General features: G+C 67.2%; 14 protein-coding genes. 7 read left to right on the top strand and 7 right to left on the bottom strand.

Features of this window, described 5'->3' with window-relative positions:
- Window positions 1–109 precede the first annotated feature (109 nt).
- Both lplT and thiD read left to right on the top strand, forming a co-directional pair.
- A complete protein-coding gene (gene lplT, locus BBJ41_RS01715) occupies window positions 110–1,417 on the top strand; it encodes a lysophospholipid transporter LplT (RefSeq protein WP_069745049.1) in 1,308 nt (435 codons plus the stop codon).
- 58 nt (window positions 1,418–1,475) lie between these two features.
- Window positions 1,476–2,285 carry a bifunctional hydroxymethylpyrimidine kinase/phosphomethylpyrimidine kinase gene (gene thiD / locus BBJ41_RS01710; protein ID WP_069745048.1) on the top strand — a complete coding sequence of 270 codons (810 nt, stop codon included), beginning with the start codon at window positions 1,476–1,478 and terminating at the stop codon, window positions 2,283–2,285.
- Window positions 2,286–2,303: 18 nt separating this feature from the next.
- Here the strand turns inward: thiD and BBJ41_RS01705 are convergent, their stop codons facing one another.
- From BBJ41_RS01705 to tsaB, 4 genes are read right to left on the bottom strand one after another with little or no spacing between them, the layout of a single operon-like run.
- A complete protein-coding gene (locus tag BBJ41_RS01705) occupies window positions 2,304–3,287 on the bottom strand; it encodes a DUF1853 family protein (RefSeq protein ID WP_069745047.1) in 984 nt (327 codons plus the stop codon).
- Window positions 3,284–4,297, bottom strand: coding sequence for a uracil-DNA glycosylase (locus BBJ41_RS01700; protein WP_069745046.1), 1,014 nt, complete (start codon window positions 4,295–4,297; stop codon window positions 3,284–3,286). Before BBJ41_RS01700 ends, BBJ41_RS01705 begins: the two co-directional genes overlap by 4 nt.
- Window positions 4,284–4,784, bottom strand: a complete 501-nt coding sequence (rimI, locus tag BBJ41_RS01695; protein WP_069745045.1) for a ribosomal protein S18-alanine N-acetyltransferase — start codon at window positions 4,782–4,784, stop codon at window positions 4,284–4,286. The genes BBJ41_RS01700 and rimI overlap by 14 nt, the downstream gene beginning before the upstream one ends.
- A complete protein-coding gene (tsaB, locus tag BBJ41_RS01690) occupies window positions 4,781–5,548 on the bottom strand; it encodes a tRNA (adenosine(37)-N6)-threonylcarbamoyltransferase complex dimerization subunit type 1 TsaB (protein WP_069745044.1) in 768 nt (255 codons plus the stop codon). Before tsaB ends, rimI begins: the two co-directional genes overlap by 4 nt.
- A 147-nt stretch (window positions 5,549–5,695) precedes the next feature.
- On the opposite strand from tsaB, the gene BBJ41_RS01685 reads away from it, so the two are divergent.
- From BBJ41_RS01685 to aceA, 3 genes are all read left to right on the top strand, one after another.
- On the top strand, window positions 5,696–5,965 hold the full coding sequence (locus tag BBJ41_RS01685) for an acyl-CoA-binding protein (protein WP_011352486.1): 270 nt from the start codon (window positions 5,696–5,698) through the stop codon (window positions 5,963–5,965).
- Between the two features lie 360 nt (window positions 5,966–6,325).
- Window positions 6,326–7,876 (top strand): DEAD/DEAH box helicase, encoded by a 1,551-nt coding sequence (locus BBJ41_RS01680; protein WP_069745043.1) that lies wholly within the window; start codon window positions 6,326–6,328, stop codon window positions 7,874–7,876.
- A gap of 379 nt (window positions 7,877–8,255) precedes the next feature.
- The gene (aceA, locus tag BBJ41_RS01675) at window positions 8,256–9,563 is read left to right on the top strand and encodes an isocitrate lyase (protein WP_069745042.1); all 1,308 of its coding nucleotides are present in this window, start codon (window positions 8,256–8,258) and stop codon (window positions 9,561–9,563) included.
- Window positions 9,564–9,781: 218 nt separating this feature from the next.
- On the opposite strand, the gene BBJ41_RS01670 is transcribed toward aceA, so the two are convergent.
- Complete coding sequence (locus BBJ41_RS01670; protein ID WP_069258029.1) at window positions 9,782–10,216, bottom strand: universal stress protein; 435 nt, start codon at window positions 10,214–10,216, stop codon at window positions 9,782–9,784.
- Between the two features lie 159 nt (window positions 10,217–10,375).
- On the bottom strand, window positions 10,376–11,281 hold the full coding sequence (locus tag BBJ41_RS01665; protein WP_069745041.1) for a LysR family transcriptional regulator: 906 nt from the start codon (window positions 11,279–11,281) through the stop codon (window positions 10,376–10,378).
- 154 nt (window positions 11,282–11,435) lie between these two features.
- Between BBJ41_RS01665 and BBJ41_RS01660 the strand changes: the two genes are divergently transcribed.
- Both BBJ41_RS01660 and aceB read left to right on the top strand, forming a co-directional pair.
- Window positions 11,436–12,197: a haloacid dehalogenase type II gene (locus BBJ41_RS01660; protein WP_069745040.1), complete on the top strand. Its 762-nt coding sequence runs from the start codon at window positions 11,436–11,438 to the stop codon at window positions 12,195–12,197.
- Window positions 12,198–12,264: 67 nt separating this feature from the next.
- Window positions 12,265–13,857, top strand: coding sequence for a malate synthase A (gene aceB / locus BBJ41_RS01655; protein ID WP_069747541.1), 1,593 nt, complete (start codon window positions 12,265–12,267; stop codon window positions 13,855–13,857).
- A 126-nt stretch (window positions 13,858–13,983) separates the two neighbouring features.
- Here the strand turns inward: aceB and BBJ41_RS01650 are convergent, their stop codons facing one another.
- On the bottom strand, window positions 13,984–14,397 hold the full coding sequence (locus BBJ41_RS01650; RefSeq protein WP_069747540.1) for a gamma-glutamylcyclotransferase family protein: 414 nt from the start codon (window positions 14,395–14,397) through the stop codon (window positions 13,984–13,986).
- Window positions 14,398–14,588 lie beyond the last annotated feature (191 nt).

The following is a 14,588-nucleotide window of genomic DNA, read 5'->3' as shown; positions in this document are numbered from 1 at the left end:
TATTTTCATGTTATAAAGCCGTGCGCACAACCCATTTCGAACGGAATAAGCCGATCGCATACCAGGCGGCCTACGCGGCCCTGCCGCAGCGACGAAAGCATCGCATCAGATGAAAAAAGGTTTTTACACCATCATGGCCGCGCAGTTTTTCTCGTCGCTGGCCGACAATGCGCTCCTCATCGCCGCCATCGCCCTGCTGAAAGACCTTCACGCCCCCAACTGGATGACACCGCTGCTGAAGCTGTTCTTCGTGTTGTCCTATGTGGTGTTGGCGGCGTATGTCGGTGCTTTCGCGGATTCGCGCCCGAAGGGGCGCGTGATGTTCATCACCAACTCGATCAAGGTGGTCGGCTGCATGATCATGCTGTTCGGCGCCCACCCGCTGATCGCATACGGGATCGTCGGATTCGGCGCGGCGGCCTACTCGCCCGCGAAATACGGCATCCTCACCGAGCTGCTGCCGGCTGACCGGCTGGTCGCCGCGAACGGCTGGATCGAAGGCACGACCGTCAGCTCGATCATCCTCGGCACCGTGCTAGGCGGTGCGCTGATCAGCCCGCACATCGCGTCGCACGTGATCGCGCATACCCCTGCCTGGATCAGCTCGCCCGCCGAAGCGGCGATGGCGATCATCATGGCGATCTACGTGATTGCCGCGCTGTTCAACCTGCGCATCCCCGATACGGGCGCCCGCTACCCGAAACAGGAGCGTGGCCCGGTCAAGCTCCTCACCGATTTCGCCGACTGCTTCATGGTGCTCTGGCGCGACAAGCTCGGCCAGATCTCGCTGGCGGTCACGACGCTGTTCTGGGGCGCCGGCGCGACGCTGCAGTTCATCGTGCTGAAGTGGGCCGAGGTGTCGCTCGGCATGTCGCTGTCGGAAGGCGCGATCCTGCAGGCCGTGGTCGCAGTCGGCGTCGCGGCCGGCGCAATCGCCGCCGCGGCCCGGATTCCGCTGAAGAAGTCGCTGACCGTGCTGCCCGTCGGCATCATCATGGGCATCGCCGTGATGCTGATGGCGTTCTACACGCGCGACCTGTTCCCGTCGCACTGGGCCGTGCACTTCGGCCACCTGCGCATGCCGGTGTACCTGATCGTCGCGTACGTGTTCCTGATCTGCGTCGGTGCGTTGTCGGGCTACTTCGTCGTTCCGATGAACGCGCTGCTGCAGCATCGCGGTCACGTGCTGCTGTCGGCCGGCCACTCGATCGCGGTGCAGAACTTCAACGAGAACCTGTCGGTGCTCGTGATGCTGTGCCTGTATGCGGTGCTCGTGTGGCTCGACGTGCCGGTCGGCGTCGTGATTGTGCTGTTCGGCACGTTCGTCTGCCTGACGATGTGGCTCGTGATGCGCCGCCACCAGGCGAACCAGCGCCAGTTCGACTCGGTCGCGCTGATCGGCGAATCGCGGCACTGACGCTACACTCCCCGTTTCCGTCCGCCTGCGCCGGTCTTCGAACCGGCGCGTTGCCATCATGACGCACCCGATACCCAACATCCTGACGATCGCCGGCTCCGATTCGGGCGGCGGCGCAGGCATCCAGGCCGACCTGAAGACGTTTTCCGCGCTCGGCGCCTATGGCGCCAGCGTGATCACCGCGCTGACCGCGCAGAACACGCGCGGCGTCACGGGCGTCCACGCGCCGGACGCCGCGTTCGTGACCGCGCAGCTCGACGCGGTGTTCGACGACATCCGCATCGATGCGGTCAAGATCGGCATGCTCGCGAACGCGGCGATCGTGCACGCGGTGGCCGACGCGTTGCGGCGTTACGCGCCGCGCTTCGTCGTGCTGGACACGGTGATGATCTCGAAGAGTTCGCACGCGCTGCTCGCGCCCGACGCGGTCGATGCATTGCGCGATGCGCTGCTGCCGCTTGCGACCGTCGTGACGCCGAACCTGCCGGAAGCGGCCGCGCTGCTCGGCGACTCGCCCGCGACCACCGAAGACGAGATGGTCCGGCAAGGCCGCGCGTTGCTGCAGAGGGGCGCGCGCGCCGTGCTGATGAAAGGCGGCCACCTGCCCGACGCGGCCGCGAGCCCCGACTGGCTCGTCGACGCCACGCACACCGTGCGGCTCGACGGCCCGCGCGTGCCGGTCAGCAACACGCACGGCACGGGCTGCACGCTGTCGTCGGCGATCGCCGCGCTGCTGCCGCAGCAGCCCGACCTCGAAAGCGCGGTGCGCGAAGCAAAGACCTACCTGACCGGCGCGATCGCCGCGAGCAGCCACCTCGACGTCGGCCGCGGCGTCGGCCCCGTCCATCACTTCCACCGCTGGTGGTAAGCGCCGGCTGACGGCGCGTCAGCTTTCCTGTGCCGCGAACGCCTGCGCGCGCGCCGGCCAGTCGTCGGGTACGACAAAGCCGCGCGCCGTCTCGCGCCATGCGCCATCGGCACCCTGCTCATAAGTGGCGATCAGTGCCGGAATGCCGGTCAACGCAAGGGACTGACGCGTCGTCAACACGGGCGGCAGTTCGGGTGCGGCCGCAAGCGGTTCGGGCTCGACGCCGGTGCCGGTGGCGGCACGCCGCGGCGCGAGCCACGCGAGCCGCGGCAACACGCTCCATGCGACGCCGGCGGGTTGCGCGGCCGCCCACGCCGGCCACTGCGCGTGCGTCAGCCAGAAACCGCGCGGGTGATCCGGCGCGATTTCGGCGGCCACCGGCGGCAACGGCGCGTCGTACGGATAGAACAGCCAGCCCTTGATGAACATCTGCGCGTCGGACGGCGCGCCGTAGCCGAGCAGCGCAAAGCCGTCGCGATCGCCGAGCCGCAACTGGTGGTCGAGCAGCCGACGGCGCTTGCGATCGAACCGGTCGACGAGATTGGGCCCGACGAAATCGGCGAGCGACGCGCCGCCGTGCACCGGCGCGCACAGATAGCACTTCACCGCGAGTTCCCAGTGCAGACGCTGCCCGCCGGGCTCATCGACGAGAAAATCGACTTCACCGAGCGTCTTGCCGTTGCTGCGCAGCGGGAGATTGGCCGCGACGAGCCGCAGCGACGGTCCGTGCGAGAGGAAATATTCGAGCAGGCATTCCGCGTAGCGGCCGAGCCGCACGGGCCGCAACCCGTCGAGCGCGCGGTGCAGCGGCGCCGGCTGCGCATCGAGCGCGGCGAGCCACGCTTCGACGGCCGACCATCCGGCCGCGTCCGGCCACGGTTGCGCGAGCGGCGCGCCGGGCGCCGCGGTGAGCAGGCTCGGGCTGGCAAGCAGCCAGCCCAGGTCGCGCACCGCGGCGTCACGCAGCGTATCGGCGAAGGCGAACGCCGCGCCGGTCGTCATTGGCCGGCCGGCCCGCTCGCGTCGGCACTCGCCTCACGCTGGAACGTGTCGCGTGCGAGACACAGGTCGGCCCACGCCTTCGACTTGTCCTGCAGGCTGCGCAACAGGTACGCCGGATGGTAGGTGACGATCACCGGCACGCCTTCGTACGCATGCACGCGGCCGCGCAGCGACGCGATGCTCGCATCCGTCTTCAGCAACGTCTGCGCGGCGAAGCGCCCGAGCGCGACGATCAGCTTCGGCTTCACGAGCGCGACCTGGCGCTGCACATAAGGCTCGCACTTTGCGACTTCGTCCGGTTCCGGGTTGCGGTTGCCGGGCGGGCGGCACTTGATCACGTTCGCGATGTACACGTTGTCGCCGCGCTTGAGCGACAGCGACTGCAGCATGTTGTCGAGCAGCTTGCCGGCCTGGCCGACGAACGGCTCGCCCTGCTTGTCCTCGTTCTCGCCCGGCGCTTCGCCGATCAGCATCCAGTCGGCTTCACGGTCGCCGACGCCGAACACCGTGTTGGTCCGCTTCTCGCACAGCCGGCAGCGCGTGCAATCGGCTACGCGTGCGGCCAGCGCATCCCAGTCGAGCACGGCAACCGGCGTTTCGGCAGGACGCGCTTCGGCGGATTCGGCGGCCGGCACGAAATCGCCTGGCGGCGCCGCGTCGAACCATGCGAAATCGTCGGGTCCGGCAGGCGGCGCGTCGTCGAACGGCGGCATCGCATCGCTCGAGGCGGCCGGCGCGGGCGCGCGGTCGTCATCGACGACACGGCGCGTCGGCGCGACCGGCTCACGTACCGACGCTGCATCGGCCGCACGCGCGATGACCGGCGGCGCATCGTCTTGCACCGGCGCGCGCGCCGGTTGATCGGCCGCGACGGCGGAAACGCTTTCCGCCGCACCGGTTTGCGCCACCGCAGGCGCTTCTACCCCCGCGCCTTCGTCCGCGCGCTGCCCGCGCCGCACCCAGATCTGCGCGAGGCCCATCTCCTCGAGCGCCGCTTCAGCCCACGCCATGCGCGTCCCCCTCGTCCTTGTTCAGCGTCAGACGCATCACGATCGCGTCCTCCCGGCTGCGATGCTTCGCCGGATAGTAGTTCTTGCGCCGGCCGATCGTCACGAAGCCGAAGCGCTCGTACAGATGGATCGCGCGCTGATTGGACGGCCGTACCTCGAGCAGCACGCCGTCGAGCCGTTCCGCGCGCGAAATGCGCACGGCCTCGCGCAGCAGCGCGAGGCCCGCCCCCGCGCGCTGCACGGCCGGCGCGACGCACAGGTTCAGCAGGTGCATCTCGTCGACGACGGGCATCAGCACGCAATAGCCGATCAGCGATCCCGTCACGTGCCGCAGGCACACGCCCAGATAACCGTTGCGCAACGAATCCTCGAAGTTGCCGCGGCTCCACGGAAATTCGTACGCGACCTGTTCGATCGCGACGACCTCGTCGAGATCGGCGTCCGTCATCGGCGCCAGATAGCGGTCGCTCAGCAGTACACCCGTCATCCCTTCGCTCCGCCCGTCTGCGCAGCCTTTGCCGCGATGCGCTCGGCCGTCGTCTGCGCGACCTTGTCGCGCACGTATTCGGGCGCGGCCTGGTCGGCCGGCACCACGCGCCCGGCGCGCAACGCACGCAACGCGGCATGCGCGACCGCCAGCGCATGCGGCAATGCGTCGCCGTCGATCACGGCCGCGGCCGCCGCGGCCGGCAACTGCGCGCCGAACGCGGCGGCCGCGTTGCCCGCGAGCGTGAACGGCGCATCGGGCACGCCCACGGCGGCCGGCGCATCGAGCGAAGCCGGATGCAGCGTGCGCCAGTCGCCCGCGCTGTCGTCCCATGCGAAGTCCGCCCAGTAGGCTTCGTCCATCCGCGCATCGAGCGCGGCGAGCACACGGGTCGTGCCGGGCGCGCGCAGCCGCGCGTGCTCCGCGCACGCGAGCAGCGTGCTGATGGGCACGACCGGCAGCCCGAGTCCGAACGCGAGGCCCTGGGTAATGCCCGTCGCGGTGCGCAGGCCCGTGAACGAGCCGGGGCCCGCGCCGAACGCGATCGCATCGCAATCGGCGAGCGTCAGGCCCGATTCGGCGAAAAGCGCCTGGATCGCCGGCAGCACGCGCGTGCTCGACACGGCGCCCGTCAGCTCGTGGCGGACCCAGGTTTGCGGGGTGGAAACGGCGTCATCGGCGGGGGCCGAGCGCAGCAGCGCGACCGAGCAGTATTCGGTCGACGTATCGATGGCGAGGAGCACTGTTTGCGTCATGGCCGACATTGTAATGCGACGCCCCGCTCCCACGGGCGATCGGGCCCGATCTGCGCGCGTGCGTGCCTCCGGCGGCGGTTTGGAAGGATCGCTCGACCCCGCGCGGCGGTCCGCTTGTTAAGATCGCCCGACCTGAAACCCTTACGGAGACACCCGATGAGCGAACTCACCGCCCAATTCGACCAGGCCCAGATCGACGTCAAGCAACTGACGGAACGTCCGGGCAACCTGACCCTCCTGCGCCTGTACGCGCTCTTCAAGCAGGCAACCGACGGCGATGCCCATGGCGACAAGCCGGGCTTCACCGACATCGTCGGCAAATACAAGTACGACGCCTGGGATGCGCTGAAGGGCACGTCGCAGGATGCGGCGAAGCAGCAGTACATCGAACTCGTCGAATCGCTGAAAAACGGCACGGCCTCCTGACCGAATCGCCCCTGCCGCAATAGGCAATCAAATCAGTGGCGCAGCGCAGCAAATTTCTTTATAATGCGGCCTGCGTCACCTCCCGCGCTCGGCTCGCAAGCCGTTCCGGCCAGACGCCTCGTAGCGTTAAGCTCCAATCCGGTTTAGAACCTGTCCCCTCCTGCTTCGACCCTCGCGGTCGTCACTTATCAGGCTGGCGGCCCCGCTCCTGAAGCGCGCCGCACCCAAAACAGCTTCTAATGCCTCATCCGCCGACCGTTCGGCGGATTGCACCCGTTTCCCGATTTGCTCGCTGAATCCGACGACTTGGGTATGCGCGATTGGCGCCGACGTTTCACCCACTGTGTTTCAAGGATTGTTATGACTTCGAGCATCAACTCCAGCCCGCTCAACGCGATCGCCGACCAGGCGCTCGGTCTCGACGACGCCGCCGCACCGGCCGCGGTCGAACCCGCCTCGGACGAGCCGAGCTTCGCGTCGCTCGGGTTGTCGCCGGAGATCGTCTCCGCGCTGGAGGCCGCCGGCTATGTGAAGCCGACGCCGGTCCAGCAGCGCGCGATTCCGGCCGGCATCGCCGGCCGTGACCTTCTGGTGTCGAGCCCGACCGGATCGGGCAAGACGGCCGCCTTCATGCTGCCCGCGATCGAACGTTTCGCGCAGCTCCAGAAAACGCAGGCGCAGCAACCGCGCGCGCCGCGTGAACCGAACCAGGGCGACCGCCGCACGCGCCGCCCGCAACCCGTCGCGCGCCCGGGCCTGCTCGTGCTGACGCCGACCCGCGAACTCGCGATGCAGGTCACCACGGCCGCATCGACCTACGGCAAGCACCTGAAGCGCCTGCGCACGGTCAGCATCCTCGGCGGCGTCGCCTATGGCCAGCAGCTGATGCTGCTCGCGAAGAACCCCGAAATCCTGGTCGCCACGCCGGGCCGCCTGCTCGATCACCTCGAGCGTGGCCGCATCGACCTGTCCGAACTGAAGATGCTCGTGCTCGACGAAGCCGACCGGATGCTCGACATGGGCTTCATCGACGACATCGAAACGATCGTCGCCGCAACGCCCGCGTCGCGCCAGACGATGCTGTTCTCGGCCACGCTCGACGGCAAGATCGGCTCGCTGACGGGCCGCCTGCTGAAGGATCCGGAGCGCATCGAGATCCAGCAGCGCCTCGAATCGCGCGCGAACATCGCGCAGACCGTGCACTACGTCGACGACCGCGATCACAAGGATCGCCTGCTCGATCACCTGCTGCGCGACGACGCGCTCGACCAGGCAATCATCTTCACGGCAACCAAGATCGACGCCGACCAGCTCGCCGGCCGTCTTGCCGATGCAGGCTTCGAATCGGCCGCGCTGCACGGCGACCTGCCGCAAGGCGCGCGTAACCGCACGATCCGCGCACTGCGCGAGCGTCGCGTGCGCGTGCTGGTCGCGACCGACGTCGCGGCACGCGGCATCGACATCCCGGGCATCACGCACGTGTTCAACTACGACCTGCCGAAGTTCGCGGAAGACTACGTGCACCGTATCGGCCGTACGGGCCGCGCGGGCCGTTCGGGTACCGCGGTGAGCCTCGTGCACCACGCCGAGCAAGGCGCGCTCAAGCGCATCGAGCGCTTCGTGCGTTCGCCGCTGCCGGTCAACGTGATCGAAGGTTTCGAGCCGCGCAAGGCGCCCCCGCGCAACGGCGGCACCGGTGGTCGCGGCCGTCCGGGCGGCGGTAACGGCGGCCGACGTTTCGGCGGCAAGCCGGGCGGCGGTTACGGCGGCAACGGTGGCGGCAACGGCCGCAGCTACGGCGGCGGCGGTAATGGCGGCGGCTGGAGCGGCAAGCCGAGCGGCAGCCGTGACGGCGGCCCGCGTCGCGACGGCCAGCGCAGCGGCGGCCCGCGCCGCGGTTCCGCGTCGTAAGCACGCACGGGCGTCCTTTGGACGCCCCGCCCATCCGGCGACCGGCGCATCTGCGCCGGTTTTTTTTCGTCTCCTCGCAGATTTCACGATGCGGAAAATTTTTTTGCGTCGTAAAAAATCATGCTGCGTGGCACAACCCGCACGATTGCGGGATGGAAAAAAGCATTTCTCATCCCGAAATGACGAAAGCAAATAATTGATTTAAAACAACTAAAAATTTACCCGCCTTCCGAGAAAGCCCCTGTCTCGCTCCTGCCGATTTGCCTAGACTCTTATACAAGACCTCACGAACCGGAATGCACCGTATCCGGCTTCGAGAACGGCATCACCACCGTCAGATTCAGCCCATTAGGCAATACACCGCATCAAGGAGCTCATCATGTCGCGCCAGGAACAGGCACAGGAACTGCAACAGCAATGGGACACCGATCCGCGCTGGAAAGGCATCAAGCGTGGCTACTCGGCTGACGACGTGGTCCGCCTGCGCGGCTCGATTCCGATCGAGCACACGCTGGCCAGGCGCGGCGCGGAAAAACTGTGGAGCCTCATCAACAACGAGCCGTTCGTCAACGCGCTCGGCGCGCTGACCGGCAACCAGGCGATGCAGCAGGTGAAGGCCGGCCTGAAGGCGATCTACCTGTCCGGCTGGCAAGTGGCCGGCGACGCGAACGTCGCGGGCGAAATGTACCCGGATCAATCGCTGTACCCGGCGAACTCGGTGCCGCTCGTCGTGAAGCGCATCAACAACACGCTGACGCGCGCCGACCAGATCCAGTGGTCGGAAGGCAAGAACCCGGGCGACGAAGGTTACGTCGACTTCTTCGCGCCGATCGTCGCTGACGCGGAAGCCGGTTTCGGCGGCGTGCTGAACGCCTTCGAACTGATGAAGGCGATGATCGAGGCAGGCGCATCGGGCGTCCACTTCGAAGACCAGCTCGCGTCGGTGAAAAAGTGCGGCCACATGGGCGGCAAGGTGCTCGTGCCGACACGCGAAGCCGTCGCGAAGCTGTCGGCTGCGCGTCTCGCGGCCGACGTGATGGGCACGCCGACCGTGCTGGTCGCCCGCACCGACGCGGAAGCCGCCGACCTGATCACGTCCGACGTCGACGACAACGACAAGCCGTTCCTGACGGGCGAGCGCACGGTGGAAGGTTTCTTCCGTACGAAGCCGGGCCTCGGGCAGGCGATCTCGCGCGGTCTCGCCTACGCGCCGTACGCCGACCTGATCTGGTGCGAAACCGGCAAGCCGGATCTCGAGTACGCGAAGAAGTTCGCGGAAGCGATCCACAAGCAGTTCCCGGGCAAGCTGCTGTCGTACAACTGCTCGCCGTCGTTCAACTGGAAGAAGAACCTCGACGACGCGACGATCGCGAAGTTCCAGAAGGAACTCGGTGCGATGGGCTACAAGTTCCAGTTCATCACGCTGGCCGGCTTCCATGCGCTGAACTACTCGATGTTCAACCTCGCGCACGGTTATGCCCGCACGCAGATGAGCGCGTTCGTCGAGTTGCAGCAGGCCGAGTTCGCGGCAGCCGACAAGGGCTTCACGGCCGTCAAGCACCAGCGCGAGGTCGGCACGGGCTACTTCGACGCGGTGACGCAGACGGTCGAGCGCGAAGCATCGACGACGGCGCTGCACGGCTCGACCGAAGACGAGCAGTTCTTCGACGGCAAGAAGGTCGCATAACACGCGCAAGCGCGCGCCGATGCGCGACCGTCCCGCGACGGCGCGGCATCGGCAAGAGGACAACAATCAGGGAGGAGACGGCAGGCGCGCGATGCAGATCGCGCGACCGGCCGCGCGGCCTGCGGGCCGCCTGCAACGACGCGCGCCGGCTTCGTCCGGCGCGCCCTTTTTCTGCGGCGCTCGACGGCGCGGCCTGCACGGCCGCGGCCGGCGCCGCGCTACCGATAGACGATCACCGGAATTTTCGTATGGGTCAGCACGCGCTGCGTCTCGCTGCCGATCAGCAGGCTGCCGAGCCCGCGGCGCCCGTGGGACGCCATGAAGATCACGTCGCAGCCGCCGCGTTCGGCCGCCTCGATGATGCCGAGATACGGCGACGGATGCACGCTCGTCCACGTGTCGCAAGCGACGCCGGCCGCCTTCGCGGCCGATTCGACCTCGTCGAGATGCGCGCGCGCTTCGCGCTCGCTGCGCGCCCGGAAATCGGCGGGCGGCTCGATGATCACTTCGGAAAATGGCGAGTACGGATACTGCGGCAGGCACGCGTAGGCCGTCACGCGCGCGCCGACCGCGCGAGCCAGGTCGATCGCACCGTCGATCGCCTTCTGCGACAGTTCGGAACCGTCGGTTGGAACGAGGATGTGCCGGAACATCGCGCCCTCCTTCGTCAATCGCACTCCGCGCGCCGCGATCCCATCCGAGCCGGCCGCGACGCGTCGGGCATGCCTCCTAGGATTGTAGTGTGCGAAACCGCGCATCCGGCGCCGGAAGCGGGTTCGCCCTCATATCGGAAACGCGCGGACGCGCACGGCCTACTCGCCCCAATAACCGGGCCGTTCGTACGTGTGCTTCAGGTAATCGAGAAACAGGCGCACGCGCAACGGCAGATGCCGGCGCTGCGGAAACACCGCGTGAATGCCGATCGGCGGCGCGGCGAACGCGTCGAGCACGCTGACGAGGCTGCCGGCCGCGATGTCCTCGCCGACCTCCCACCACGAGCGCCATGCGAGACCGTGGCCGGCGAGGCACCACTCGTGCAACACCGCACCGTCCGAACACTCCATCGTGCCGTTCACGCGGATCGACACGACCTTGTCGTCCTCCTGGAACGCCCAGCCGCGTTGCTGGTTCGCGTTCGCCGCGAGCGCGAGGCAGTTGTGCCGCGCCAGCTCCGCGAGCGTAACCGGCGTGCCGCGCCGCGCGAGATACGCGGGCGACGCGACGCACACACGGCGATTCTCGCCGAGTTTCAGCGACACGAGCGACGAGTCGGGCAACTCGCCGAGCCGCACCGCGCAATCGAATCCCTCGTTGACGAGGTCGACCATCCGGTCGGACAGGTCGAGCGTGACCGACACGTCCGGATGCTCGACGCTGAATTCGGGCACGAGCGGCGCGACGTGCCGCCGGCCGAAACCGGCCGGCGCGGAAATGCGCAGGTGGCCGCTCGCCTTGACGCCGCCGGCGGACACGCTCGCCTCCGCGTTCTGCATGTCGTTGATGATCCGCTGGCAATCCTCGAGGAATGCCGAACCCTCGAACGTCAGCGTGAGCTTGCGCGTCGTGCGCACCAGCAGCTTGACGCCCAGCCGCTCCTCGAGCGCGTCGAGGCGGCGGCCGATGATCGCCGGCGCGACGCCTTCCGCGTGCGCAGCCGCCGACAGGCTGCCCTTCGCCGCGACCGCAGCGAACGTTTCTATCTGTTTGAACCGGTCCATGACTCGCAAGAGCGGCGCTGCCGCCCTTCAAATAGCTTAAGCCGCTCAAGATTAGGTATATGAAAGTAAAAGATCAAGTGATGATTAGCGTCTTTTTTAGTACCTACGATCACGAATAGAATCGTTTCGACCTCTGAAACTGGAGCGCAAGGCTATGTCGGCCACAACGACACTCTCTTCTCCCGACGCAATCCTCTTCGACGCATTCGGCACGTTGTTCGACGTGCGCGCAGTCCTGGCCGCGGCCGAGCAGATGTTTCCCGGACACGGGGAACGGTTGTCGCAGCTGTGGCGACGCAAGCAAATCGAATACTCGCAGTTGCGCACGCTCGCCGATCCGGCCGGCGCCCGCTATCGCCCGTTCCGTGACATCACGCTCGACGCGCTGCGGTTCGCCGCGCGCCGGCTCGGGCTCGCGCTGAACAGCGCGGCCGAGAAGCGGCTGATGGACGAATACGCGTGCCTGTCCACCTATCCCGACACGGTGCCCGCGCTGCGCAAGCTGCGCGCGCTCGAACCGCGCCCGCCGCTCGCGATCCTGTCGAACGGCACCCCGCAAATGCTCGACATCGCGATCAAGAGCGCCGGCATGTCCGGGTTGTTCGATCGCGTGCTGTCGGCCGACACCGTGCGCGCGTACAAGCCGAGTCCGGCCGCCTACGCGCTCGGCACCGCCGCGTTCGGCCCGAACCCGCGCAACATCGTGTTCGTGTCGTCGAACGCCTGGGACGTCGCCGGCGCCACCTGGTTCGGCTACACGACGTTCTGGCTCAACCGCACGGGCGCGCCTGCCGAGGAACTCGGCGCGCCGCCCGACGGCACGGGCACCGGCATGGCCGACCTGCTCGCATTCCTCGCCACCCCGGCTCCGTCCGGCAGACCCGCAAACCGCACGCGCCCCGGCCCGGGTGCATGAGGTTCGCAGCGCTGCCGCCTTCCCCCTTCACCGAAACCGCAACTGACCGACCAAGGAGATGAGACTCATGAGCACCCCGATCACGCTGCCGCAAGGCATGGCGATCACCGGCGAAATCAAGCCGGGTTACGAAGCGATCCTGACGCCTGAAGCACTCGCGCTCGTCGCAGCGCTGCACCGCACGTTCGAACCGCGCCGCCAGGCGCTGCTGCAGGCGCGCGTCGAGCGCACGAAACGCCTCGACGCGGGCGAGCGCCCCGATTTCCTGGCCGATACGAAGGCGATCCGCGAAGGCGACTGGAAAGTCGCGCCGCTGCCGGCCGACCTGCAATGCCGCCGTGTCGAGATCACGGGCCCCGTCGAGCGCAAGATGATCATCAACGCGCTGAATTCGGGCGCCGATTCGTACATGACGGACTTCGAGGATTCGAACGCGCCGAGCTGGACGAACCAGATCGACGGCCAGATCAACCTGAAGGACGCGGTGCGCCGCACGATCTCGCTCGAGCAGAACGGCAAGTCGTACCAGCTGAACGACAAGGTCGCGACGCTGATCGTGCGTCCGCGCGGCTGGCACCTCGACGAGAAGCACGTGACGGTCGACGGCCAGCGCGTGTCCGGCGGCATCTTCGATTTCGCGCTGTTCCTGTTCCACAACGCGAAGGAACTGATCGCGCGCGGCTCGGGCCCGTACTTCTACCTGCCGAAGATGGAAAGCCATCTCGAAGCGCGCCTGTGGAACGACATCTTCGTCGCCGCGCAGGAAGCAGTCGGCGTGCCGCGCGGCACGATCCGCGCGACGGTGCTGATCGAGACGATCCTCGCCGCGTTCGAAATGGACGAAATCCTGTACGAACTGCGCGAACACAGCTCGGGCCTGAACGCCGGCCGCTGGGACTACATCTTCTCGGCGATCAAGAAGTTCAAGAACGACCGCGATTTCTGCCTCGCCGACCGTTCGAAGATCACGATGACGGTGCCGTTCATGCGCGCGTACGCGCTGCTGCTGCTGAAGACCTGCCACAAGCGCAACGCGCCGGCGATCGGCGGGATGAGCGCGCTGATCCCGATCAAGAATGATCCGGAAGCGAACGACAAGGCAATGGGCGGCGTGCGCTCGGACAAGCAGCGCGACGCGACCGACGGCTACGACGGCGGCTGGGTTGCGCACCCGGGCCTCGTGCCGATCGCGATGGAAGAGTTCGTCAAGGTGCTCGGCGACAAGCCGAACCAGATCGCGAAGCAACGCGACGACGTGCAGATCGAAGGCAAGAACCTGCTCGACTTCCAGCCGGAAGCGCCGATCACCGAGGCCGGCCTGCGCAACAACATCAACGTCGGCATCCACTACCTCGGCGCATGGCTCGACGGCAACGGCTGCGTGCCGATCCACAACCTGATGGAAGACGCGGCCACGGCCGAGATTTCCCGCTCGCAGGTGTGGCAGTGGATCCGCTCGCCGAAGGGCGTGCTCGACGACGGCCGCAAGGTCACGGCAGAACTCGTGCGCGAATACACGAAGCTCGAACTCGACAACGTGAAGCGTTCAGTCGGCGGCAACACGCAGCCGTACGAGCGCGCCGCGGCGATCTTCGAGCAGATGTCGACGTCGGAAGGCTTCACCGAATTCCTGACGCTGCCGCTGTACGAGGAAATCTGACGGAGCGGCCTGCTGCGATCGGCCGCCGGCCACGCACCGTCGCCGGTCGCATGCGATGACGGCATGAAAAAAGCGCCCCTCGGGGCGCTTTTTCTTTTTGCGGCAAGAACCCTGCCGCGCGCCCGGTCAGGCGGCTTCCTGCTCGCGGCGGTGCTGGACCCAGTCGCCCGACGCGATGTGCGGACGCCCGGCTACCGCATGTGCGGCGACCGGATAATACAGGCAGGCGTACTGCCGGCCGCCGAGCTCGACGGTCACGTCTTCCGGCTTGAACAACGAGTCGACGCCCGGATAGACGCGTTCGATCTCGTCGAGCACGGGGACGAGCTGATCGTCGACCTCGTAGACGTCGCCCCAGACGAGCGACTTGCCGGCCGGCCCGGCGATCATCCCCGGGTACGTGCCGAAATCGTACAGTTCGCCCGGCAGCGCGGCCGCGCCAAGCAGCGTCGGCGCGGCGATCCCGTGCCTTTCGGCCGCATGGGCAATGTCGTTGGCCTCTCCGGCTCTCAATGTGCCGTAGACGAATACGTAGCGCATCTTGGTTCTCCTCTTCGATTCGTATGTTGCCGTGTTCGCGCGCGATTCGATTCTGGCGAAATCGCTCACGCATCGATAGACCACGATGTCGGCCAGATGGTTCTGCCTAGCTGCCGCGCGGCCCCGGGCGTTCACCCAGGATTAGCCGGCTCCATACAATGTTCATTTGAACGCGGCATGATCGCCCGAAA

The organism is Burkholderia stabilis (assembly GCF_001742165.1).
Lineage (GTDB): Bacteria > Pseudomonadota > Gammaproteobacteria > Burkholderiales > Burkholderiaceae > Burkholderia > Burkholderia stabilis.
The sequence above is the reverse complement of the archived record's forward strand: the minus strand, read 5'-3'. Positions and strand labels throughout refer to the sequence as shown.

Bases quoted from the DNA above. Each gene is read 5' to 3' on its own strand.
- thiD (WP_069745048.1), top strand. From the start codon at position 1,476: ATGACGCACCCGATACCCAACATCCTGACGATCGCCGGCTCCGATTCG.
- BBJ41_RS01705 (WP_069745047.1), bottom strand. From the start codon at position 3,287: ATGACGACCGGCGCGGCGTTCGCCTTCGCCGATACGCTGCGTGACGCC.
- aceB (WP_069747541.1), top strand. From the start codon at position 12,265: ATGAGCACCCCGATCACGCTGCCGCAAGGCATGGCGATCACCGGCGAA.
- BBJ41_RS01670 (WP_069258029.1), bottom strand. From the start codon at position 10,216: ATGTTCCGGCACATCCTCGTTCCAACCGACGGTTCCGAACTGTCGCAG.
- BBJ41_RS01650 (WP_069747540.1), bottom strand. From the start codon at position 14,397: ATGCGCTACGTATTCGTCTACGGCACATTGAGAGCCGGAGAGGCCAAC.
- tsaB (WP_069745044.1), bottom strand. From the start codon at position 5,548: ATGTCGGCCATGACGCAAACAGTGCTCCTCGCCATCGATACGTCGACC.
- rimI (WP_069745045.1), bottom strand. From the start codon at position 4,784: ATGACGGGTGTACTGCTGAGCGACCGCTATCTGGCGCCGATGACGGAC.
- BBJ41_RS01660 (WP_069745040.1), top strand. From the start codon at position 11,436: ATGTCGGCCACAACGACACTCTCTTCTCCCGACGCAATCCTCTTCGAC.
- BBJ41_RS01700 (WP_069745046.1), bottom strand. From the start codon at position 4,297: ATGGCGTGGGCTGAAGCGGCGCTCGAGGAGATGGGCCTCGCGCAGATC.
- BBJ41_RS01680 (WP_069745043.1), top strand. From the start codon at position 6,326: ATGACTTCGAGCATCAACTCCAGCCCGCTCAACGCGATCGCCGACCAG.
- BBJ41_RS01665 (WP_069745041.1), bottom strand. From the start codon at position 11,281: ATGGACCGGTTCAAACAGATAGAAACGTTCGCTGCGGTCGCGGCGAAG.
- aceA (WP_069745042.1), top strand. From the start codon at position 8,256: ATGTCGCGCCAGGAACAGGCACAGGAACTGCAACAGCAATGGGACACC.
- lplT (WP_069745049.1), top strand. From the start codon at position 110: ATGAAAAAAGGTTTTTACACCATCATGGCCGCGCAGTTTTTCTCGTCG.
- BBJ41_RS01685 (WP_011352486.1), top strand. From the start codon at position 5,696: ATGAGCGAACTCACCGCCCAATTCGACCAGGCCCAGATCGACGTCAAG.